A 22,381-nucleotide genomic window follows, 5' to 3' on the forward strand; every position below is an offset into this window, starting at 1 on the left:
TTTTCAGATTTATTATACAGAATAGCTTATACCGTTCGCTCGTACCAGTGGAAGTGTGAGACAACAAGCATGGTGCAGGTCGTCATCGCCGCGCTGCTTGTATTTTTCATTTCCATTTTCCGCTTATTTCATTTTTTTCGGAACTGGAAAAGCACCGCCACTAGGCGGTGCTTTCCCATTATTCCATCCGAAAAACCGGGCCTCTCGGCACAAACGGCAAATGTTTTCCTTTTGGCAGCATGAAAGCATGGCTGCGCGTGATGCGGAGCCGATCGCACTCCCCGTCCGTGATGACGAGGATCGGGCCGTCCTTCGGGAAATCGGCGGCCTTCTCCAACAGGTCGATGCCTGGCTGCAAAACGGTTCCGCCGCGCCCTTTGACTCTGACGCGCTCCGCGATATCGTCCGGGGAGAGGTAGCCGGCATCGTAAGCCTGCGCGTCGCAGAACACAACCCGCGCATACGGGACGTCGCGAGCCTCGCTGTAGCTCGCAATCGCTCCCAGCGCCTTGCCGAGCAGCTTGCTGTCCATCGAGCCGGACGTGTCAATGACGACGCCGAACGTGCGCGCGAGCTGGTCCGTCTCCAGATGCGCCCAGGCAGGACGGGCGATGTCCGGCGTCGACGATTGCCTGCGGCTGGCGCGGGCGTACGTGCGTCTTTTTTCCAGCGGCGGAAAATGCTCGTCGAACCAGCGCGCGAGCTGCACATCCCACGGGATCGGCGGCTGGCCGAGGGCGCGAATTTCTTCCACCAAGCCGGCCGGCAAAAGCCCGCGGCCCCGCTCCTGGTGATAGATCAAGCCTTGCGACATCGCGCTGCGGTAAAAGTCGTCCAGCGTCGTCCCCGGTCCCTTTTCCCAAAAGCGCGGGTCGTCCCCGTCCAACATATCGCCCATGCCGATTCCTCTGAGCGTGTACAGCTTGCGGTACGTCCGCATATCGGTCACGATCCGGTCGTAGATGGCCTCTGCCGACAAACCCTTCAAATCGGGATCGTACAGACCGCCAATCTGCGGAAAGCGCCCGACGCCAAGCTCCATCAGCCATTGATTGATGACGTAGTCGCAGCTCACGTTCCAGTAATACGGGTCCCGTCCCTGGCAGCGCTCATGGTGCCGCAAGCCCGCATGCAGCAGCTCGTGGGCCATCACGAACTTGCATTCCTCTTCGTCCAGCCCTGCCGCCGGGTTGATAAAAATCTCCTGCGAGGTCACATCAATGGCGGCCACCGATATTTGCAGCCGCTGGCAAATGAGCGAATCCTCAATGATCGTGAAGTGGCTGGCGAGGGAAGCGAGCAGCGGGTAGTGATTGATGAACCAGCGCTTCGCCTTTTGCGCGTCCGACAGCTTGCTTTCCTCATTCCCCAGCGCATCCGCATACCCGCCCGCCACGCTGACCGCGCTCTGCACGGCCTGCGACAGCCCGATGCCCAGGAGCCGTTCCCAGTTCACGTCCCGCTTGTAGCTGTAGCGGACGTATTTGTCGGAAAACAACATATCCGGCTGTCTTTCTCCGCCTGTTCCAAACAGCTTCATCTGCTCGGGCACGCCGTGCTCGACAAACCACTTGTACAGCTCCTCTTCGCTTTTTCCCGCCAGTTCTAGCGCGTACGCCATCTCAGCGGGAGGCTTGCCCAGCTTCATGTCCTTCAAAAAGCGGGTGACGTAGCAGTCGCAGGCGATATTCCACAGCGCGGGCTGCTCTTTTTCCACAAAGTGCCCAAACCCTAGGTGCAGCAAGGCATGTGCGAGAACGTAAATCCATTCCTCCACCGCTCCCCTGCGCTTGGGGTGTACGTGAATGCTTCCGCTCGCGGTCACGACGGCCCAGCCGTTCTCCGGGCACAAGTTGTTTTCCGCGCGAAAAAAATGGGCACGGGAGCAAAGCGGCCCAAACATCGGGTGATGCGCCAAAAACTGCACTGCCTGCTGGTAGTTTTGCGTCGCCGGGTCGCTCTGCCCTCTCTGTCCTTTGGCCATCGGCTACTTGCCCTTTCTGTCCATCGCCAGCCGCGGCAAGTCGCGAATGACCTCGACGACAAACCAGTCCGGCAAGCCGTCCCCGTCCTCGTGCCGGGCGACGACCATCTGCGCCATTTCCAGCGAGATCGCAGACAAGTCTTTGAGCAGAGCCTTGGCCCGATGCGCAAACCGCTTGTGCCCATCGCTCACGGAAGCTTTGTCTGGCGGCAGCTCCTTTTTGATCTGGGCGCGGAACGAATCGGCGAGGAAATACAGCACGTCCCGGTCCTCCGACGCACTCGGGAACGACGCCTCGCCCTCCAGAATGCGGTTGAGCTGGTACTTGCCCTGAAGGTTTTTGTGAAAAGCCTTGAACTGTGCGGCATGCTGCGGCGTCAGGCAGCCATAGGCGAGCACCCCGACGATCTCGCTGGTCAGCCCTTCGCCAAATTCGTGCAGCGCATCCGAGAGCATATGCCAGGAGCGCGGCGTGGAAAACGGCTCCTCCGTCTTGGGCGGCTGCGACCACAAATAGTCGGGACGCACCTGCAAAAATTGCAGCACGTACGGATGAATCCCTTTGGCGTACGCCCAACTCAGCCACTGCTCATGGGAGACGAGAAGCTGCACATGGAACATCCGGTTGATGAGCGCGGACGACATCGGCTTGACAATCGCGCTGTCCTGGGCGCGGTTCCCCGCCCCGATCACAATCGAGCCTTCCGGCAAGTGGTAATCCCCGATTCGGCGCTCGTGAATCAGACTGTAAAACGCTTTTTGCACCTCTTGCGAACACGCATTCAGCTCGTCGAGAAACAGGCAGTACGGCTCTTCCCGCGCGATTTGCGCCGGCGGGCAAAACCTGCTTTTTCCCTCCACGATCTGCGGAACGCCGATAATATCCTCCGGCGCCAACTGACTCCCCAAAAGGGAGACGCACGGCAAGCCTACCTGCTGGGCGAAAGCTTCGACAAGGGCAGATTTCCCGATCCCCGGCGCTCCCCAAATAAAGACGGGACGCACCACGGCTACGTTGAGCAGCACGTCCATTAGCTGATGTTGCGTTACGTTAATAGCTAAATTCATGTAAGTACCTCTCTTGTTTGTGTAATCGTAGCGGCAATCGACCTCTTTTCCTCGTTTTTTTCCATTGACTATAAGCGACCGTCACACCACAAAGATTTCCTAATTTTACAAGATATTTGAACAGCGGGCAAGAAAAAACTACGCCTGATAAGCCTCGACCAAAATGCTCATGTAATCGTCCGCCGTAATCGTGCGGACGTTGCTTGGCGTCGAGCCGTTTTGCATCGACAGCTCCACGATGCGGGGGAAGTCTTCTTCGCGCACGCCGGGCAAGTCTTTCAGCTTGGGGATGTGCAAGCTGCTTGTCCACTCGGCAATGCCCGCGATCAGCTTGTCTACTGCAACCTCTTCGCTGTCGGCATCTGCGGCAAAGCCCATGTAGCGGGCGAGATCCGCGTGCATCGGCTTGTTTTCCGCAGCATTGAAGCGCAGGACGTGCGGCAAAAAGACGGAGTTTGCCACTCCATGCGGCGTATCGTACAACCCGCCTAACGCTTCGGCCAGGCAGTGAACAGCCGCCACATCCGCAGAGCCAAAGCACAGTCCCGCAAGCAGGCTGCCTTCGAGCATCGCGTGCCGGGCCGCTTCGTTTTTCCCGTCTGCGTAGGCTGCGGGCAGAGCGGACACAATCGTCTGCATCGCTTTGGCCCCGAGCGCTTGCGAGATCGGATTCGTCACCTTGCACGTGTAGCCTTCGATGGCGTGAACGAGCGCGTCGACTCCGGTAGCAGCGGTGACGGCAGCAGGCACGCTGTACGTCAAAGCCGGGTCGAGCACGGCCAGGACTGGCCGCAGCGCTGCGTGCTTGAGCGTCATTTTCCGGTGCGTGGCAGCCTCCGTAATTACGGCAGAGCGCGTCACTTCCGAGCCAGTTCCCGCTGTCGTCGGGACGCAGATGATCGGCGCGATGTTTTCATAGGCCAGTCGCCCGTCTGCGTAGTCGGCGGGCGTTCCGCCGTTTGGCCCGCACAGCGCAATTGTTTTGCCCGTATCCATCGCGCTGCCGCCCCCAATCGCTACGACCATGTCGGCGGCTGTGTCGCGAAACAGGACTGCCCCTTCCAGACATTCCGTATCGCGCGGATTTTGGCTGAGCCGATCAAACAGCGTCACTTGAAAACCGGCTGCCGTCAGCGCCTCCTGGATCGGCGCGACCAGCCCTGCCTTGATGACCCCCGGATCGCTGACCAGCAGGACAGACGTGCCTTTTTGCAGATCGTGCAAAAGCTTCGGCAGCTCCCCAGCTTTGCCTGTCCCCATTTCGATGCGTGTAGAGCAATAATAGCTGTATGCGTTCATCGTATCGCCTCCCTTTTCCCCATCATACTAGCTGAAAGAGCCGCGAGCCAGAAAATCGCAAAAAGATTCGCGCAATAAGGCCGCAGCGACTGTAACGTTCCTTTTTTTTCCACGTCTCATAGGCAAAAGGGGGAATAGACAGATGAAAAACATCGTAAAGGCAAGTGGCATGACCGTTTTGGTTGCAGCCTTGATCGGCTGCAGCTCGACTGGGCAGCGCGCCGCGGAAAACAACGGGTCCCATCCGCAGACGGCGGCAAGCCCGCAACAAGCGGCGAGCGAATCATCCGCGCTCAGCCGTACCATGCAAGATGCTTCGCTCCCAACTCCAATCCCGTCGCGCACAGATGATATGTATTTTCAAAACTACGGCGCAAACCCGTTCGTCTCCGCCGCAGAAGACCGTCTCTCTACGTTTGCCGCAGACGTAGACACCGGCTCCTACACCGTCATGCGCCGCTACATCCACGAAGGCACCTTGCCGCCGCCGGACGCTGTTCGCGTGGAGGAATTTATCAACTACTTCCCCGTCGCTTATCCGGCTCCCACAGACCGCACGTTTTCCATCGTCACAGACGGCGGGCCATCGCCTTTCCATCCCGGTCACCAGCTCGTCCGCATCGGGATCAAAGGCAAGGAAATCGCAAGCGACGACCGCAAACCCGCCCGGCTCGTCTTCGTCATCGACGTCTCCGGCTCGATGGCGCGGGAAAACCGCCTGGAACTGGTGAAAAAAAGCTTGAACGTCCTGGTCGACCAGCTCCAGCCAGACGATACGGTCGGCATCGTCGTCTACGGCTCAAACGGGCGGATCGTGCTTCCCCCGACTTCCGCCAAGCAGCGGCCAGCGATTTTGTCCGCGATTGCCGAGCTGAAACCCGAAGGCTCCACCAATGCCGAAGAAGGACTGCTGCTCGGCTATGAGCTGGCCTCCCGCTCCTTTGAACGCGGAGCGATCAATCGCGTCATCCTCTGCTCCGACGGGGTAGCCAACGTGGGCGTGACGGGCGCGGAAGGAATCTTGCGTTCTATCGAGGACTTTTCCCGCAAAGAGATTTATTTGAGCACCTTTGGCTTCGGGATGGGCAATTACAACGATGTGCTGATGGAGCAGCTCGCCGACAAAGGCGAAGGCAACTACGCTTACATCGATTCCTTTTCCGAGGCCAAACGGGTGTTTACGGAAGCGCTGACAGGCAAGCTGCAGACGATCGCCCGCGATGTCAAAATCCAGGTGGAGTTCGATCCGGCCAAGGTCGACTCGTATCGCCTGCTCGGCTATGAAAACCGCGACGTCCGCGATGAAGATTTTCGCAACGACAAAACAGACGCGGGCGAAGTAGGAGCTGGTCATACCGTCACCGCGCTTTACGAGATCAAGCCAAAAAAGGCGGCGGATACGGCCCCGCTGGGCACCGTGCGCATCCGCCACCACGACGTAGCGACCAATCGCGTAGAAGAAACCAGTCAGCCCGTGCAGGTGCAGACGACATTGTCGCCCGAGTTGAAATTTCTCGCTTCTGTCGCCGAGTTTGCCGAGATTCTTCGCGAAAGCCCCTGGTCAGAACGAAGCTCTCTGCACGATGTGCTGGAGCTGGCAAAGGCAAACGCCTCCGGCGAGGAGCAGCGCGAATTTGTCCGGCTCGTCGAGAACAGCCTGGCTCTCCGGAAGCATTAAAGCGAAACTACGCCAGTCATCCCGGAACGGAGGTCTCCTTTTGGATTGTCCACGAGAATCTTCACCGTGTACGTATTCGTTCCAGCGTCTGCCTTTGGACTGATCCGCGCTACCTTGCCCGGAACGTGGCGCTGAAGCGCTTCGACGAATACATCGGCTTTCTTGTTCAGGGAAAAACGGGCGAGCTCTGCCTCCGATACGCCGATCACGACATACAGTTGGTCTGTGTTCACCACGCTCATGACAGGCATGCTCGCGTTTGCCAGCTCGCCCGGCTGGATGCTTTTCATGCTGATGTAGCCTTTGATTGGGCTTTTCAGCGTTGCATTGTCCAGTTGATACTGGGCATTTTGGACAGCGGCCCGCGCCTTTTGGACACCCGCCTCATACTGGGCGAGCTGTTCCTTCGTCGGGCCGTTTTTCGTCTTGTCGTACAGCGCCTTCATCTGCTCGACATTGGCTGCGAGCGATTGCAGCGTCGGCTGCGTCACTCCTTGCCGGGCCAGCCTCAGCTCTTCCTGGGCACGGACGTACTGTGCTTCTGCCTGCGCCAACGCAGTCTGTGCGTCCTCCAGGCTTTGGCTGGAAAGCCCCCCTTGATCGTAGAGCGTCTTTGCCCGTGCCTGCTTCGCTTTGGCGGCATCGTAGACCGATTTCGCCGATTGCGCCGCCGCCGCCAGTTGGGCAAGCTCCTCCGGCCGCTTGCCGTTTTTGACGTCCTCGTACTTGCTTTGCGCCTGCTGCCAGCCCGCTTTGGCGTACTGCAAGTCTTCCACCCGCGCTCCTGCCTTCGCTTCCTCCCATTTTGCCTGCGCCGAGGCGAGTTCGGCTTTTGCCATTTGCAGGCTCGCTTCCAGCTCGACCGTCTCCAGCGCCAAAAGCGGCGTGCCCGCTTCTACCCGATCGCCCGTATCGCGGAAGACGGCGGCCACTCGCCCTGCCGTCTTGGGATAAATCGTGACTTCCTCGATGCCGATCATTTTCCCGCTGAACGAGTGCGTACCCGCTTCCTTCCCTGCTGCCTCTTGAGCAGAGGCTGCAGTTGCCGGTGTTAAGGCGGCAGGTTGCACGGAGCCGCAGCCTGCCAGGCAAGCAATCGCCGTGCTTCCTGCCAGCGCCGCCATCCATTTGCGCCATTTCATGCTGAAACCCTCCTGATTTATGATATGGGGAAAAATCGCTTTAATCCGGTACTGCGGACTTTGCCGCCTCCTTGCCTGCTTGCATGGCTGCCTTGTTTTCTTTTACGGTCAGCATGGTCAAAAACGCCGCCACCAGCACGAGCACGGCCATAAGCAAGCTGTCCTGCAGCGCGGCGACTGCCGCGTATTTTTTTACGAGCTGGCCGAATAGCCCGCTGGCCGCAGCATACGCCTCCGTCCACGACAGCCCTTTGGCCGCGTACATTTGCTGCCACTGGGACAGCGCCTCCAGCACAGGCTGCCGGGTGGCCGTCACTTGCTCGCTCATCTGTGCCGCATGCTCGGCGCCTCTGCGGGAAAACAGGGAAATCAGTCCGGCAATCCCGATCGAGGTCGCGACCTGCCGGGAAATATTCGTGATGACCGAAGCCGCAGGCACTCGCGCTGGCTCGGACACGGCCACCAGCGGAATTTGCATGGACGTCATCAGACACATGCCCAGTCCGGCTCCGCGCAAGGCGAGCAGCCAATAAATCGTCGTCACATTCGTGTCCAGATCGACCTGGCTGAGAAAATAGCCGGGCACGATGCACAGCACAAGCCCGCCGACAATCAGCGGCTTCAGACCGATGCGCGTCGCCAGCATGCCGCATAGCGGCGTCACCACCCCGGAAGCGAGCGCCTGCGGCAGCATCATCAGCCCGGTATCCATCGCCGTTTTGCCGAGCATGTTCTCCGAATAGATCGGCAGCAGGTAGATCACACCGAAATTGCCGACCATAATCAGACTGTTCACCAACAGCCCGAGCGTAAACGGACGGTTGGCAAACAGGCGGACATCGACCAGCGGATGAGCAGTCGACAGCTCGCGCATGACGAACAGGCAGCCGCCTAGCAAAGCACTCATCAACAAGGAGACGATGTAAAACGAGTCCCAGCCCTTTTCCTCTCCTTTGGTGACGGCGAGCAGCAGGCTGACCAGCGCAATCGCCGACCAGACGAAGCCCGCCAGATCAAACGGCTGCTTGCGGTTCGCTTCGCTTTCCTGCAAAAAACGCCAGACCAGAAGCATCGCCAACATCCCGAACGGAATGTTCACCGTAAAAATGAAACGCCAGTCGAGCTGCTCCACGAAATACCCGCTGAGCGTCGGCCCGACAGCGGGAGCGACGAAAACCGAGATGCCGAACACTCCCATCGCTGGCCCCATTTTTTCCCGCGGCACGACAAGCTGGATCATCGACTGACCGATCGTCATCATCAGTCCGCCGCCCGCCGCCTGGACGATCCGTGCGGCGATCATCGTGGCGTTGCTGACCGCCAGGCCGCACAACAGCGAGCCGAGCGTGAACAAAAACAGGCTGGCGAGGTAGCTTTTTTTGATCCCGAACCGGATGCCGAGAAAGCCTGCCAGCGGAATGACGGCGGCCATCGTCAATGTGTAGCTGGTCACGACCCATTGGATTTCTTCCGTCGACGCCCCGAACACGTTCATCATTTCCGGAATCGCTATGTTGACGATGCTCGTATCCAGCACCGCCATGAACGTGCCCAGCACAATCGCAAAAACGCCCGGCCAAAAATTTTCCTGTGGACTCATCAGCTACACATCCTTATCGCACATGGATGGACACATGGGCATTCAAGCCTGGCTGAAAATCGTACGGTCCTTCGTCAAACGTGATTTTCACGGCAATGCGCTGGCTCACCTTCGTAAAATTGCCGCTCGCATTCACCGGGGGCAGCAGAGAAAACGTCGACTGCGTCGCTTCGCCAATCCGGTTGACGGTCCCGCGAAACCGCTGGCCCGGGTACTTATCCAGCTCGATGTCCACTTGTTGCCCGACCTGGACATAACCTGCCTCTGCTTCCTCCACGTGCGCCTCCACGTACAGTTGCCGTTTGTCTACGACCAGCGCCACGGTGTTGCCTGCGCCCACCACTTCGCCTTCCTTGGCGACTTTTTGCAAGATCACCCCGCTGATCGGCGAGCGGATCATCAAGCTTTCCACCTGGGTAGGGCTGGCGGCGTTGAGCTGCTCCTGTTCTGCCACGATCTGCTCCTTCTCGACCTGGCTGCCCACATCCACGCGCACGTTTGTCAGCTTTCCGGCCTGCTTGGACGCGATCTTGTATATCTCTCCAGTGACTACCGCATCCTCCGTCTTGACGTAAAAATAGCTCTGGTAGCCGTAGTAACCCACGACCGCCGCCACGATCAAACAAACGACGGCCACGATTGCTTTTGGATTCAGCTTTTTCTTCTCCATGTCTGCTTTCTTCCTTTCAGATTCCACCACAAACCGACTGTCGGTTTGCAGTAGAGCAAAATAGCAGGCATACACACCATTGTGCTGCCCTCTTTTGTTAACCTCGCTTTTTCAAAAAGTAATGCTTCACAACGGGACGGACAAAAATAGTCGCGGCAAGCCCGATGATGTTCCAGATGTTGACCAGCATGACGCCCGTATCTCCGGAAATGACAGCGAGCGCAAACAGCACGGAGCAAATGAGCGACAGCCCGAACGCGACTGCCCAAATCAATGTCAGCCAAAAGTTGGAGGCCAGAAACAGCGGATGCGAAGTAAACTCGGCGGGCACCACTTTTTTTGCATATTGCAGCGTAAACGGCTTTTTGATGCACAACGACCAGGTGGCTGCCACAGCGAGGATGGCGTACATGAACAGTTGGGTAAAATCAAACAGGTGAAACGCAGGGAACAAGAGGGTAATCCAGAAACCGCAAAAGAAGTAAAACACCTTGATCGCAATGATCGTCGTTACTTCGCCAAACTTCTTTTTCTGAAACAGGTAGATCAACAGCGCGAGCACAAACCCGATGGCGAAGCCGAGCGCAGGCGGCTGCACCTGAAAGGCGACGAAGAAAGGAATCAGGTCAACAAAAATCCAGAACAAGGTCATGAACACGGGACAACTCTCCTTATAAATGTAGGATGAAAAGCATCATGATGGCTTGCTGATGATCTAATAATACAAACCGACCGTCGGTTTGTAAAGAACTTTTTTCCAACTTTTCTCCCGCTCATGTTTTCAGGCTCTGTCTGTACTTCACCAGCAAATAAGCGGCGATGCCGACCGCGCAGCCGATCAGCAAAAACGTCAAGCCGTAATGCCGAATGTAGACGACTACCTTGTACCACTCCCGCTCCAACATTTTTCCCAGCAGCAAAAAAGTCAGGCTCCACAGCAGCGCTCCCGTGTAGGCAAAAGCGGCAAACTTGCCGTACTTCATCGCAGACATCCCCGCCAGGTAAGCCGTGATGTGGCGCACGCCCGGCAAAAAGTAGCCGACGATCAGCAAAAAGGGACCGTACTTGGCGAACAGCTTTTGCGTCGACTCGATTTTTTTCGGGGTGATGTAAAGATTCGGCCCCACTTTGAGCAGAAGCGGCAGTCCCCATTTGCAGGCGATCGCGTAGCTGATCGTGATGCCTGCCGCCGCGCCAAAAAAAGCGCTCAGCACAGCAAACGGCATCAGCAGCATTCCCCGCGATACCGCGTACCCTGTGTACGTCATCAGCACTTCATCGGGAATCGGCAGCCCGATTACGCCAAGCGCAAGCGAGAAAAAGACGCCCACATATCCGTACTTCATCACAAAAAGGTCCAGATGATGTTCCACGGCTACCTCCACAAAACGTTTTCCTCTTCCATTGTATTCTCCCCCTACTGCTTGTCATTCTGGCTTTTTTTCCTCGGCTCGACTTGGCGCGGCACGACACGGCTCGGCTTTTTCCCCGTAGAAAAAGACAGCCTGTTTCCGCTCGCTCGTTTGCGCAGGATTCGGCTGTCTCTTCTTTCTATATTTCCTATTCTATGCCCAGCTCATCAGGCGGACGGCTTTTCCTCGTCCGAATCGGCAGGCGGCTGGCCGTTTTTCTTTTTGTTCAACAGCTTTTTCACCAGGCCGCCCAGCGCTCCCAATGCGACCACAATCAAAATCCAGCCTTTTTTCGCAAACGCCAGAATCAACGCCAAAAGCCCCAGCTTCTTCGCGGCGGCTACGCCCAGTCCGCCGAGAATCAAGCCTGTCAGCCCAAACTCGGCGACCTTGTCCGTCTCCGCGTTAAAGTCGGTGTAGCGATGCCCTTCCTTGACCACGAAGTTTTTCAAGATTTTGTCCCGCAACGTCTGCTTGTCCTGCACGAGAGACGGAACATCGGTGACCAGAATGAAGGAGACATGGCCCGTTCTCGTCAACACTTGCAGCTTGTAGTTCAAAAACTGATCTTTTTGCGCGGTCTCGGCCAGCATCGAGTATTCCAGCTCGTGTGTGGCGGCATTGTAGGACGGCTTTACGTTCCAGCCGATGACGTGGAACTGCTCCTCCGGCTTGCGCTGCTTGTTTCCCTCTTCTGTGCCGTCCTTGTAACTTTGCAGCAGCGCTTCGGCATCAATCTCATTTTGCTCGTCGTCGCTGATGTGTCCCGTGTCCTCGTATTCGATGAACAAGGCCCAATTCTGATTATCTTCAATCGGGTGGACGCTCCCGATCTCGTTCATGGTCGGGATGTCCCCATGCTCCTGCTCCATTTTGATCGTGTCGTCTTTGTTGAGAAAAATCATGTTTTCCGGAACCGTGAAGGAAAACTTCCCTTCCATCTCGACCTTCGTTCCGCTTTCCACAATATTGTAGTTCCCTGCTGCACTCGCAGGGAGCACGACCGCAAAAGCGAACATGCATGCAAATAAAGATGATAGCCAGGCTTGTCTTCTCATGCTAAACCCCTCAATCTGTTTTTTTCACGAACCCCCTCATTTTACCGGGATTATTTTCCTATTACAAAGATGATTTAGAAATTACAGGGAAAAATGAATCGTATTTCCTGGATATAAATGGTTAATGATTTGTTTTTTTATTACTTTCGCCTCAACTTTTGTAGAGCGGATTGCGTGCAGGCAGACCGCTCCTGTCTGTCCCCGGGCAAAGGCGCAAGACGGCTTTTTGTCCTCGTATAAAACAGCCGTCCCGCCAAGAAAAATAGCACTATTCACCAGATTGCCCGCTCGCCGACAGGAGGATAAGCATGCTTCGTTCCGCGAGAAAAATCGTTCCCTGCTCGTTTCGTTTCTGTTATGTTGGCCGAGCCTGCCAATCCGCAAAACCGCTATTTTACCGTGCAAATGCTGGATGTGTACACGAATACGTTTCGCAACGTCTCCAACCGCTCAACCCGGCAAGAGGCAGCACGCTACTTGCTCGTGGGTCCGAACTGGATAGGAAATCCTCCGCCGCATACGCCCGTGATTACGATCCCGCCAGCTTCCGCAAGCAGCAAGTCTGGCCAGCTATTGAACAAACGAAGACTTTGGAGCGTTGAGCAGCAAATCAGGTTTGCGTTCAGCCTGAACAGCGAAAAGGCATTGTCTCTCTTCCGCCGACAATGCCTTTTGCTTATATAATGAATGGATTTAGTAATGGGCAATTCCCAAGGAGCGGTCATCGCTTTCGATACAGTACTGAAACGCCCTGTCCGGATTAGGGGTATTGTACGTAGTCAGCAAATCTTGGTAGGAGCCTGCATACTTCACATTCCCCGCATGAAGAATGAAAATTTTGCAATCGATAAATTCCAGCTCCTGCAATTGATGAGTCGACATCATAACGGTGTGCCCGGCTTTTTTGGCTATGCCCGCAATCTTGTTCAATATTTTTAATCTGGCCGAAGGGTCAACCCCACTCGTAGGCTCATCAAACAAATAGAAGCTTTTGTTGATCTCGGCAAACAAGGTGACGAGCAGCCACTTCCTTTCGCCAACAGACATTTGCCCAAACTTCCGATTCCAAAGCTCCCTGACCAGTTCTCTTTCTCGGTCATCCAGCAGAGACAAACACATCTCTGGATTTTTATCGAACGCTCTGTCCGCTATATGTAAAATAAGTCGCGCAATGTCCCTGCCTTTCAAAATGGGGGAAAAGTACAAGCTTTGCGTTTGATATACGATTTCTTTCGCTTGAGGGATTCCGTCAATCGCGCCTTCCTGAATCGCTAACACTCCCGTCAGCAAATCAAAAAGCGTTGTTTTCCCTGCCCCATTCAGGCCAATGACCACATTGACCTTATCTGCCTCCAGTTTCATATTCAGTTGATTGATCGCTTTCTTTTCACTCTTCGGGTAGGAAAACGATATATTTTTTAATTCGATCATCTGTTCTCCACTCTTTCCTGTTTTCGATTAGGTTCTTCTTACTGTTGAAGCGATTTTTATTTTCGACCATGCAATGACCCCAATCGCGATGTAGACTATCGAAATGACCAAAAGAAACAGGTGGTTACTATTCAGGTGAAGGTTATTGGTCAATGCATCATAGGTAAACACGGAAAAGCGAAACACATATTCAACCGGATTTAAATAGTAAAGGATAGTAGTAAAAAAATCGGTAGACTCGCCACGATAGATAGCCAAATACGTCGCCGGAAAAATCAGCATATTGACAAGCGTATAGGCAGACGAAGCCCTTACCGACAAGCTTGCAATCGAGAGAGACAACATAAAAAGCGGGAGTAAAACGACCAAATAGGTACACGTAGCAGTGAAAAACAGAAGAAAAATAGGGTAATCAAAGACGATGGAAATAACAACCGTAAACAAAGCGAGACTAACCAGCCCAAAAACAATTTGACTGAGTAAAAGTCCCACGATAATAGGAACTTTTGAGCCGCAGATGAAGACAAAGCTTTTCAGGATGCCTAACTCTCGAAAATCGGTTAATCTTAGCCCAATCCCGTTAAACACTACCAGCACTGCAGAGAAGGCCCAAAAACTGGCGTAGTAATAAACAGCTTTCGAAACATCCGGCTTGGCGTGGAACCAACTGTAATTGATAGAAAAAAACAACAACAGAGGCAACAGGATCGACCAGGCTAACGCAATTTTTTCATCGATCATCGACTTGATAAATACGATAAAAAATTCGTATGATTTTCTAAGCATTCGGTTCCTTTTCCTTTCTTTATTTCGCCTTGCTTCAATACTGAAAAAGTACAAATAATCCATTTATTAATAAATATACCATATGATAAAAAGCAAAAAAATCCGCCTTTCCCTTTATAATAAAAACAGCCAGCCTCGCAGGAATGACTCCCCTGCGACGCTGGCTTTCTTCGTTACTTCTTCAAATCCTCAATCGACGTAATATCCATATAAGTCGGCACGGCCAGGCCCAGCTTGGTTCCTTCCAGGTTTGGTCCGAGGTCCTCTACGTCTTTGCCGAGCTTCTCCATGTAGTCCGCATGTGTCGTTGGCAGCCATGCGGCAACCATGCCGTCCACGTCGCCGTTCGCTACGCCTACCCACATCGGGCCTGCTTCGACCTGGCTCAGCTCCACTTTATAGTTCAGCTTTTGCTCCAGGACAGTTTTCACCACGTTCGTGCTGGCGATCTCGGAATCCCAGGCTACATAGGCAAGCGTCAGCTTTTGGCCGTTGACAGGCTGAACGCCCTCGACCCATTTGTTTACGGTCGCCTCGTTGTTTTTCACCCACTCGGCTGCTGCTTCCTCCGGCTTTTTGCCGTTTTCGATGTCCAGCATGACTTTTTCCATGTCAGCAGGCGTCCAGGCAAACTTGTCGAGGAAAGCGTAGGCGCTCGGCTGTTCTTCCTTCAAGCCTTTGCGCACGATCGTGTGGATTTGCTCGTCTTGTCCGTAAATGCCTTTCGGGTCTTCCAGGTACTTCATCTCGAACTTGGAGAACATCCAGTGCGGTGTCCAGCCCGTGACGATAATCGGCTTCTTGTCCTTGTACGCTTGCGTCAGGGCAGCCGTCATCGCGGCACTGGAGCCTTCCACCAGCTCCCAGTCTTTCAACTCGTATTCGCTGAGGACTTTTTCCGTCGCCTTCATCAGTCCGGCACCCGGGTCAATCCCGATAATTTTATGGTCGACAGTCGCTCCTACGCTGCCGGATGCTGCCGAGCCAGTGTCGCCGCCGGATGGTTCATTGCCTTGTGGAGTTCCAGCGCTTGAGCAGCCCGCCATCACCATACTGAGTCCCAGTGCGACGGCCAATCCTTTCCAGGTTGCTTTTTTCATGAAAACCCCTCCTACGCTTTTTTTCTCTTTCCTACCCCTTGCGTGATGCGGTCCAGCAAAATCGCCATAATGACGATCGCCAGTCCCGCCTCGAAGCCTTCTCCGATCTTGATCTGCGTCACGGCGCGATAGACGTCCGCGCCAAGTCCTTTCGCTCCAATCATCGAAGCGATGACGACCATGGACAGCGCCAGCATGATGCTTTGGTTGACCCCCGCCATGATCGTCGTTTTCGCGATCGGCAACTGCACCTTCGTCAGCTTTTGCCAATAGGTCGAACCGAACGCCTCTGTCGCCTCAATCAAGTCCGCCGGCACCTGGCGAATACCCAGGTTGGTCAGGCGGATCGTCGGCGGCATCGCGAAAATGACCGAAGCGATAACACCCGGCACCTTTCCCAGACCGAAGAAAAAGATCGCGGGAATCAAGTACACAAATGCAGGCATCGTCTGCATAAAATCGAGCAACGGCGTCACGACTCTTTGCACGGATTCACTCTTCGCGCACCAGATTCCCACGGGAATCCCGATGATGATCGAGATGAGCCCGGCGGTCAGCACCAGCGCAAGTGTTTCCATTGAATGCTCCCAATAACCCAGGTTTTGAATCAAGAGAAGTCCAATGAAAGTAAAAAGAGCGATAGACAGCTTCCCGGCGCGGTACGCCAGCAACGTCAGCAAAATGATAATCACCCAGAACGGCAGTCCGGTCAAAATCAGATTGAAGAAATCGACCGTCCCGCCAATGCATGTCGAAATAAAATCGAACAAAAAGCCCAAATGCTCATCCAGTCCGTCTACGATGGTTTCTACCCAGCTATCGAGGGGCAGCTTCGGAAAAAGTTGATCCATCATTCATCCACCTGCCCTTCTTCATTTGCCGGCAGCGGCGATTCCTGGTTCACTTTTCCTGCCAAACCGCCCAGTACGGCGCCTTTTACGATGACGCCCAAAAGGCGATCCTGTTCACCTGTCACCGCCACCGGAATATCGGAAAAAGCAACCAGGTCAAACAGTTCATTGAGCAGCGTCTGCGGTCCGACTTTCGGCACTTCTGTGCGCAGTACGCCTTCCAGCGATTTTCCTTGTGCCTTCGCTTCGCTGACGGCGTCTGCGGTCAACACGCCCAGGAGCGTTTTCTTCCTGTCGACCACGTACAGGCTGGATACGCCGCGGTCCCGCATCATCTGCAAGGCGACGCGCGGCCCTTTGTCCAGGGTGATCGTCTCTGCCCGCTTCATGACGTTCTCCGCAGACAACACCTTGGAGCGGTCGACGTCTTCCACGAAGCGCTCCACGTATTCGTTGGCCGGATTGGTCATGATTTCTTCCGGAGTGCCGATCTGCACGATGGCGCCGTCCTTCATCAAGGCGATCCGGTCCCCGATCTTCAGCGCTTCATCGAGGTCGTGCGTAATGAAAATAATCGTTTTTTGCATCGTGCTTTGCAATTCCAGCAGCTCATCCTGCATGTCCTTGCGAATAAGCGGGTCCAGTGCGCTGAATGCTTCGTCCATCAGAAGCACATCCGGCTCATTGGCAAGTGCACGCGCCAGACCGACGCGCTGCTGCATTCCCCCACTGAGTTGATCGGGATAGCTTGCTTCCCAGCCTGCCAGACCGACCAACTCCAGTGACGCTTTTGCCTTGGCTTCGCGCTCAGCTTTGGGCATTCCCTGGATTTCCAGGCCATACGCTGCGTTTTCCAGGACGGTCCTGTGCGGAAACAGGGCAAACTTTTGAAACACCATCCCGAGCTTCTTTCTTCTGACCTGCTGCAACTGCTCTGTGTTCATGCTGACGATATCCGTACCGTCAATCAGGATTCTGCCTTCTGTCGGCTCAATCAGCCGGTTCAAGAGTCGAACCAGCGTCGACTTCCCGCTACCCGAAAGCCCCATGATGACGAAAATTTCGCCGGCATGCACCTCAAAACTCGCTTGGTTCACCCCAAGGGTAAGACCCGTTTCCTTCAATATTTCCTGTTTGGTCTTCCCCTGTTTCACCTGGGGCAGTGCGCGTTGGGGCTGTCGTCCAAAGATTTTGGTCAAATTCTCTACTTTGATCTTGGGCATATGGTCACCTCCAACTGTTACGCCCGTATCCGGACTGTTCATTACCCTTACAATTGTAACCAGCCCTGTTTTTTACCTCAAACTGGATGAGACTCGATAATCGGGCATTTTCAGCGTTCAGAAAAAACTTTACGTACTTTTCTTTCTGTATTCGCAGTATATCTCGTATATACTGTTTGATATCTCCATTTACTTTTTGCTTGCGGAAACGTACAATTCTAGTCAGGTAAAATGACTAGAGGAGCTGCTTTTTTCAAAATGGAAACGAATCAGGAAAAAATCCTCGAAAAGGCTCAGGAACGCGTGATTGAAACGTTGGCCCGCAACATGGATTTGTACGGCATCACGATGTCGACCGGGCTGTTGTATGGCACGCTGCTGTTTCAGGACAAGTCAATGACGCTGGATGAGATGGGAGAAGCGCTGGGAATGAGCAAGACCAGCATGAGCACCGGCGTTCGCACCTTGATGGACTTAAATATGGTAGAAAAGATATGGAAAAAAGGAACGCGCAAAGACCACTACGAAGTCAATCTGGACTGGTACCAAAACTTCATTGATCTGTTCTCCGTGAAGTGGCGCCATGCCAGCGAGCAAAACGTGCACAGCCTGAAAAAATCGCTACACGAGCTGCGCACCCTCCAGCAGTCCGAGGATTTGTCCGATGAGCTGAGGGCGCGCGTCGAGCTGAGCATCAGCCGGATTGAAAACGGCCTGGAGTATTACTTGTGGCTGTCGCGACTGATTGACGCCTTTGAATCCCACGATATTTTTCAGTTTGTACCAAAAAAAGAAAGCGATTCGTAAAGCAGCTTGGCGCAGCGAAAAAGACTCATTCCTTGACTGGCAGTCAGTAAGGGGTGAGTCTTTTTTTGATGTGACCGATGGAAAAATCTGAATATTGGCAGCGGTTGTGTTACAATGACGAAAGCGGGCACGACGCAAATGACTGGCCCAGCCTGACTCCGAGAAAGGAGCGGATCGTGATGAACAAGCAAACAAAGCGACTTTTTCATACATGCACGAAAAAAACAAACGTGGAAATGGGGGGACTGCTTCGTTAGCCCCCCGTTATTTTGAGGAGGAACAGGATGATTCGCAAAACAGCGCTTCTGATTATTGATGCACAGACAGGGATTGTCGATGGCCCGGCGATTGGCCCCGTTTTTCAAAACGCCGCGCTCGTCACGACGATCAAAAAGGTCAGGAAGGAAGCGTGGAAGCGGGCGATTCCGGTCCTGTACGTGCAGGATACCGATGTCGCCGAAGCCGGGGCTGACGCTTTCGCCATCCACCCGGAGCTGGCGCCGCTCCCGACCGAAACAGTCGTCCTGAAGCAAGCCACGGATGCTTTTCACGGAACCGACCTGCATGACCAGTTGCAGTTTCTCGGAATCAACCATCTCGTCATTACGGGTTGCAAAACGGAGTATTGTGTCGACAGCGCCTGCCGCAGAGCAACGACGCTCGGCTATGACGTCACGCTCGTCCGGGACGGGCACTCGACGACTGACAACGCCGTATTGGCCGCCGAGCAAATCATCGCCCACCACAACGCCTGCCTGCATGGCCTCGGGAACATTGACCCGTTCATTTTGGTGCGCGATTCCACGGAGGACCTGTTTACTCCTACGCACGATACGTACCGCTAGCCACTCCTGGCTACGCCGAAGAAACCGTCCGGATGGGACGGTTTTTTTGCTTGCTTTCCGGCTGCGGCAACTAACAGGCTCAGCGGCCCCGCTTCGATGGAGGCAGTGAATCATGATAATATAGAAGAAACAAATACGCCCTACCCCAAAGGAGGACTCCCCCTTGTCTACGTCACTTCTGGTTTCTCATGAAGTCGTCATTCATGCCGCGCCCGAAAAAGTCTGGGAAGTCTTGATTCATCCGCATTTTATCAGGCAGTGGGACGACGTACCGGAAGACTTCGGACAAGCGCCGCTGACGCTCGGAAGCGTCATGGAATGGCCGGCTATGCCAAATTGACCGTCGCCGAATTTGAACTGGCCGAGCGCAGCTAGACTGGCCTGTCCTTTCGGCGCGAACTCGTTGCAAATAAAAAAACGGGCGCGCCCTTGTGGCTGCATCCCGTCTTTTGGCCCTTACTCCCCTTTGCGGATAATCTCCTGCACTCTGCCGACTTGTCCATCGGTCAGGCGCACCTTGATGCCGTGCGGATGCGTACTCGAATTTGTCAGGATGTCCTTGACGATTCCGCGCGTCCGCTTGCCTGTGCGCTGATCCTGCTTCAACACGATGTCGACCTCCAGGCCAGGGGCAATGTCTTTGCGGTTTTTCCCGTTCATGGCAGTCCCTCCTTTCCTCGTTCGATGACTTTTTCGTTCTTTGTCCCACCTATGATATAATCGACAAACAAAACTTTTCTCATCGGAGGAATCCATGCTTACTTTTGAAGAAAAACTGGCGATCATTGAATCATTTCCACAACTGACCCGAAACAACGTCTCGCTCAAGCGGGTCAATTTTCACTACGAGGCAAGTCTTCACGACAAAAAGACAGTCGTTTACCATCTGCATCCGAATGGCAACGGCTTCGTATTCGCAGGCTTTTTGAAGGGCTATCCCAAAGACGACAAAGGCTACGTCAACATTCGCGACTTCTCCGCAGAGGAATTGCGCACGATCATCGAGGCTTCCATCCAGTCGCTCTCTGTCAAACGCGAGCCGCAGCCAAAGGCGGAAGCAAACGAGCCACTCGAGCAAACCTGGGTCGACAAGCAAAATCGCACGCTGCTGCTGCAGCAGGAAGACACGCTGTGGAACGTCTACCACGGCATGAACCTGGAGGCTTCCTTCGAGTCTTACGTAGAAGCCGAACAGTATCTGAAAGAAGAAGGCTTTTCCTTGCGCAACTAGCTTGTAACAGAGTTGTCACGGCCTGCCCTTTTCCTTCCTCCAAACGCAATCCTTTCATTGGAGAACCCCTCCTGATATGGTACACTTCCACCTAGTTAGATGTACAATACCTTTTATGAGCCTGGCCCGACAGTCTTTGCGACTGGCTCGGGCCTTCCCGAAAAACAGGGGGATAATGCGGCATGATGAAGTATAGAGACACACTTCTTTTTCAAGTCCACAAGCAGTTTGAAGCCTGGCTCGCACAGGAGGGGCCGGTCTCCCATGAAGAGCTGTACCGCTTTGTTCACTCGTTGAGAGGCACAGCCGGAACGATTGGTCTTGCCGATTTGTCCGAGCTGGCGCAGACGCTGTTGGAGCAGTTGGACCAGCAGGATGCGAAACCTTGGCCAACGCACGAGTGGCGTGACTTTTTGCAAGAGCTCATCGCCTTGTGTTACGAGCATCGTCCCGAGCAGGAAATTCTTTTGGAGGACCCCACGCTACCGCAAGAGTCTACCTACGACAATCAGCCTCTCCTGCTCATTTTAGACGACGACGTGACGTTGCTGATGTACCTAAAAGAATATTTGGAGAAGCAAAACTGGTCCGTCATCGCTACTGTTTATCCTCACAAGGCACTCGACTACTTCCACGACCTCAACCCGGATTGCCTGATTCTCGACCTGAACATTCCCGAAACAGGCGGCTTTCAAGTCATGCAAACGCTCAGTGAAAAAATTAAAAAGCAATACGTCCCGACGACGATTATCAGCATTGACTGCGATCGGGAAACGCGCCTGCGCGCTTATCGGCTGGGTGCCGACGATGTCATGTGCAAGCCGCTTGACCTGGAAGAACTAACCGTCCGGCTGGAAAGACAGCTCAGAAGAAAACGGTGGATGGATAAAATTTTGTTTCTCGATGAATTGACCGGCGTGTACAACCGCAATTGCCTCGCGGATACGTACCAGAAGCTGCTTGCGGATTCCATGCGGAGCCACGCGCCCTTTTCGCTGGCCTTTCTGGACATCGATCATTTCAAAAAGGTCAATGACACTTACGGGCACCTGGTAGGCGACGTCGTACTGAGCCGCTTCGCCGCGTTCATCCGGGGAAGCGCGGAGAAGCAGGACGTCTTTTTCCGGTATGGCGGGGAAGAATTTATTCTGCTCATGCCGCGGACGTCGGTACAGGAAGCACAGTTGCGGCTGGAACGAATGCTGCGCGATTTTCGCGACCTCTCCTTCGAAGCTTCCGAAGGGACGTTTTCGCTGAGCTTTTCCGCTGGCGTCGTGCAAATTGAGGATGCGCAAAAGCCGCTCGCCTACTGGATCGACGCTGCGGATACGGCGTTATACTCTGCCAAAAATGCGGGGCGCTGCCGGATTGAAGCGGCTGTGCGCAGCGCTGATCCGGATACGCGCACGGTGAAGCTGAAAGTCGCCATTATTGACGATGATCCGCTGATCTGCGCCGTCCTCGCCGACTCGGCGCGGGCAAGCCTGGACGGCTGGATTCACTCGGACATCCGGACGTACCACGAAGGGGCTGCCTTTTTTGCATCTTCCTGGCATCAGGGGCCGGAAGCGTATCTCATCATTTTGGACGGGATCATGCCGCAAATGGACGGGCTGGACGTTCTGCGGCGCATCCGCAACCTGCCGAACAGCAAGCAGTACACGGTGCTCATGCTGACAGGCCGCAGCGGCGAACAAGATATTGCCCAAGCCCTGCAGCTCGGCGCTGACGACTACATGACGAAGCCTTTCAGCACGAAAGAGCTGGAAGCGCGCATCAAGCGGCTAGTCAAGCGAATGATGTAGGCAATACCAGATGGAGGAAGAAAAAATGGCAATGATATTACTGGCTGAAGATGAAGCCGTACTGCGGATGCTCATTGGCGATACGCTGGAGAATGAAGGGCATCTGCTCGACATCGCCTGCGACGGTGAGGAAGCGCTGCAAAAAATCAGCCACAATCAGTACGATTACTCATTTTGGATTACATGATGCCCAAGCTGACCGGCTTTGAGGTGTTGACCCGGATGAAGCAGATGACGGACAAGCAAGCGGTGAAGGTTCTCATTCTTTCCGCGGAAAGCCAGCATGCGGAACAGGAAAAAATGCGCGCCGCCGGAGCCGATGACTTCATGCCCAAGCCGTTCAGCCCGCTGGAGCTCGTCCGCAAGGTGGGGGACATGCTCGCATGACTCG

Annotated in this window: 22 protein-coding genes and 1 pseudogene; 8 read left to right on the forward strand and 15 right to left on the reverse strand. The window is 54.6% G+C overall.

The features are described 5' to 3' along the window. Positions 1 to 178: 178 nt before the first annotated feature. From AC3WJN_RS19665 to AC3WJN_RS19675, 3 genes are all read right to left on the reverse strand, one after another. Positions 179 to 1,984: a vWA domain-containing protein gene (locus AC3WJN_RS19665; RefSeq protein WP_007783017.1), complete on the reverse strand. Its 1,806-nt coding sequence runs from the start codon at positions 1,982 to 1,984 to the stop codon at positions 179 to 181. A 3-nt stretch (positions 1,985 to 1,987) separates the two neighbouring features. Continuing rightward, positions 1,988 to 3,052, reverse strand: coding sequence for an AAA family ATPase (locus AC3WJN_RS19670; RefSeq protein ID WP_007783019.1), 1,065 nt, complete (start codon positions 3,050 to 3,052; stop codon positions 1,988 to 1,990). Between the two features lie 138 nt (positions 3,053 to 3,190). Continuing rightward, positions 3,191 to 4,351 (reverse strand): iron-containing alcohol dehydrogenase, encoded by a 1,161-nt coding sequence (locus AC3WJN_RS19675; RefSeq protein ID WP_005829480.1) that lies wholly within the window; start codon positions 4,349 to 4,351, stop codon positions 3,191 to 3,193. A gap of 142 nt (positions 4,352 to 4,493) precedes the next feature. On the opposite strand from AC3WJN_RS19675, the gene AC3WJN_RS19680 reads away from it, so the two are divergent. Next, positions 4,494 to 6,029: a vWA domain-containing protein gene (locus tag AC3WJN_RS19680; protein ID WP_492329317.1), complete on the forward strand. Its 1,536-nt coding sequence runs from the start codon at positions 4,494 to 4,496 to the stop codon at positions 6,027 to 6,029. Here AC3WJN_RS19680 and AC3WJN_RS19685 read toward each other — a convergent pair. The 6 genes from AC3WJN_RS19685 to AC3WJN_RS19710 all read right to left on the reverse strand — a co-directional run bounded on the left by AC3WJN_RS19685 (position 6,026) and on the right by AC3WJN_RS19710 (position 11,911). Then, entirely contained in the window at positions 6,026 to 7,171 is a 1,146-nt protein-coding gene (locus AC3WJN_RS19685) for an HlyD family secretion protein (protein ID WP_007783023.1), read from the reverse strand. The genes AC3WJN_RS19680 and AC3WJN_RS19685 overlap by 4 nt on opposite strands. Positions 7,172 to 7,211: 40 nt before the next feature. Further along, complete coding sequence (locus AC3WJN_RS19690) at positions 7,212 to 8,771, reverse strand: DHA2 family efflux MFS transporter permease subunit (protein ID WP_007783025.1); 1,560 nt, start codon at positions 8,769 to 8,771, stop codon at positions 7,212 to 7,214. Between the two features lie 13 nt (positions 8,772 to 8,784). Further along, on the reverse strand, positions 8,785 to 9,441 hold the full coding sequence (locus AC3WJN_RS19695; RefSeq protein ID WP_007783027.1) for an HlyD family secretion protein: 657 nt from the start codon (positions 9,439 to 9,441) through the stop codon (positions 8,785 to 8,787). A gap of 97 nt (positions 9,442 to 9,538) precedes the next feature. Beyond that, complete coding sequence (locus AC3WJN_RS19700) at positions 9,539 to 10,093, reverse strand: amine oxidase (protein ID WP_237716633.1); 555 nt, start codon at positions 10,091 to 10,093, stop codon at positions 9,539 to 9,541. Positions 10,094 to 10,214: 121 nt separating this feature from the next. Continuing rightward, positions 10,215 to 10,826, reverse strand: a complete 612-nt coding sequence (locus tag AC3WJN_RS19705) for a DedA family protein (RefSeq protein WP_035317205.1) — start codon at positions 10,824 to 10,826, stop codon at positions 10,215 to 10,217. 194 nt (positions 10,827 to 11,020) lie between these two features. After that, positions 11,021 to 11,911 carry a DUF2167 domain-containing protein gene (locus tag AC3WJN_RS19710; protein WP_007783031.1) on the reverse strand — a complete coding sequence of 297 codons (891 nt, stop codon included), beginning with the start codon at positions 11,909 to 11,911 and terminating at the stop codon, positions 11,021 to 11,023. Between the two features lie 357 nt (positions 11,912 to 12,268). On the opposite strand from AC3WJN_RS19710, the gene AC3WJN_RS19715 reads away from it, so the two are divergent. Then, entirely contained in the window at positions 12,269 to 12,595 is a 327-nt protein-coding gene (locus AC3WJN_RS19715; protein WP_005829467.1) for a DUF1254 domain-containing protein, read from the forward strand. Between the two features lie 9 nt (positions 12,596 to 12,604). On the opposite strand, the gene AC3WJN_RS19720 is transcribed toward AC3WJN_RS19715, so the two are convergent. The 5 genes from AC3WJN_RS19720 to proV form a co-directional block, all read right to left on the reverse strand. Further along, positions 12,605 to 13,342 (reverse strand): ATP-binding cassette domain-containing protein, encoded by a 738-nt coding sequence (locus tag AC3WJN_RS19720; protein WP_005829466.1) that lies wholly within the window; start codon positions 13,340 to 13,342, stop codon positions 12,605 to 12,607. Between the two features lie 27 nt (positions 13,343 to 13,369). Further along, a complete protein-coding gene (locus AC3WJN_RS19725) occupies positions 13,370 to 14,128 on the reverse strand; it encodes an ABC transporter permease (protein WP_007783033.1) in 759 nt (252 codons plus the stop codon). Positions 14,129 to 14,301: 173 nt separating this feature from the next. Then, positions 14,302 to 15,228, reverse strand: a complete 927-nt coding sequence (locus AC3WJN_RS19730) for a glycine betaine ABC transporter substrate-binding protein (protein ID WP_005833353.1) — start codon at positions 15,226 to 15,228, stop codon at positions 14,302 to 14,304. Between the two features lie 11 nt (positions 15,229 to 15,239). Further along, positions 15,240 to 16,079, reverse strand: a complete 840-nt coding sequence (locus AC3WJN_RS19735; protein ID WP_007783036.1) for an ABC transporter permease — start codon at positions 16,077 to 16,079, stop codon at positions 15,240 to 15,242. After that, positions 16,079 to 17,302, reverse strand: a complete 1,224-nt coding sequence (gene proV, locus AC3WJN_RS19740; RefSeq protein WP_005833350.1) for a glycine betaine/L-proline ABC transporter ATP-binding protein ProV — start codon at positions 17,300 to 17,302, stop codon at positions 16,079 to 16,081. The genes AC3WJN_RS19735 and proV overlap by 1 nt, the downstream gene beginning before the upstream one ends. Before the next feature lie 258 nt (positions 17,303 to 17,560). Between proV and AC3WJN_RS19745 the strand changes: the two genes are divergently transcribed. The 3 genes from AC3WJN_RS19745 (at position 17,561) to AC3WJN_RS19755 (ending at position 19,294) form a co-directional block, all read left to right on the forward strand. Beyond that, a complete protein-coding gene (locus AC3WJN_RS19745; protein ID WP_005833348.1) occupies positions 17,561 to 18,109 on the forward strand; it encodes a GbsR/MarR family transcriptional regulator in 549 nt (182 codons plus the stop codon). Between the two features lie 284 nt (positions 18,110 to 18,393). Next, positions 18,394 to 18,954 (forward strand): cysteine hydrolase family protein, encoded by a 561-nt coding sequence (locus AC3WJN_RS19750; RefSeq protein ID WP_007783038.1) that lies wholly within the window; start codon positions 18,394 to 18,396, stop codon positions 18,952 to 18,954. Between the two features lie 163 nt (positions 18,955 to 19,117). Beyond that, positions 19,118 to 19,294, forward strand: a complete 177-nt coding sequence (locus AC3WJN_RS19755; protein WP_005833345.1) for an SRPBCC family protein — start codon at positions 19,118 to 19,120, stop codon at positions 19,292 to 19,294. A gap of 116 nt (positions 19,295 to 19,410) precedes the next feature. Here AC3WJN_RS19755 and AC3WJN_RS19760 read toward each other — a convergent pair whose 3' ends face one another. After that, complete coding sequence (locus AC3WJN_RS19760; protein WP_005833343.1) at positions 19,411 to 19,614, reverse strand: YwbE family protein; 204 nt, start codon at positions 19,612 to 19,614, stop codon at positions 19,411 to 19,413. 94 nt (positions 19,615 to 19,708) lie between these two features. On the opposite strand from AC3WJN_RS19760, the gene AC3WJN_RS19765 reads away from it, so the two are divergent. The 3 genes and pseudogenes from AC3WJN_RS19765 to AC3WJN_RS19775 all read left to right on the forward strand — a co-directional run bounded on the left by AC3WJN_RS19765 (position 19,709) and on the right by AC3WJN_RS19775 (position 22,377). Beyond that, positions 19,709 to 20,185, forward strand: a complete 477-nt coding sequence (locus AC3WJN_RS19765; protein ID WP_007783040.1) for a hypothetical protein — start codon at positions 19,709 to 19,711, stop codon at positions 20,183 to 20,185. A 182-nt stretch (positions 20,186 to 20,367) separates the two neighbouring features. After that, entirely contained in the window at positions 20,368 to 21,990 is a 1,623-nt protein-coding gene (locus tag AC3WJN_RS19770; protein ID WP_005833340.1) for a diguanylate cyclase, read from the forward strand. A 25-nt stretch (positions 21,991 to 22,015) separates the two neighbouring features. Further along, positions 22,016 to 22,377, forward strand: a pseudogene (locus tag AC3WJN_RS19775) (response regulator transcription factor). Positions 22,378 to 22,381 lie beyond the last annotated feature (4 nt).

Source organism: Brevibacillus sp. FW306-2-1A-C05A (genome assembly GCF_058781555.1).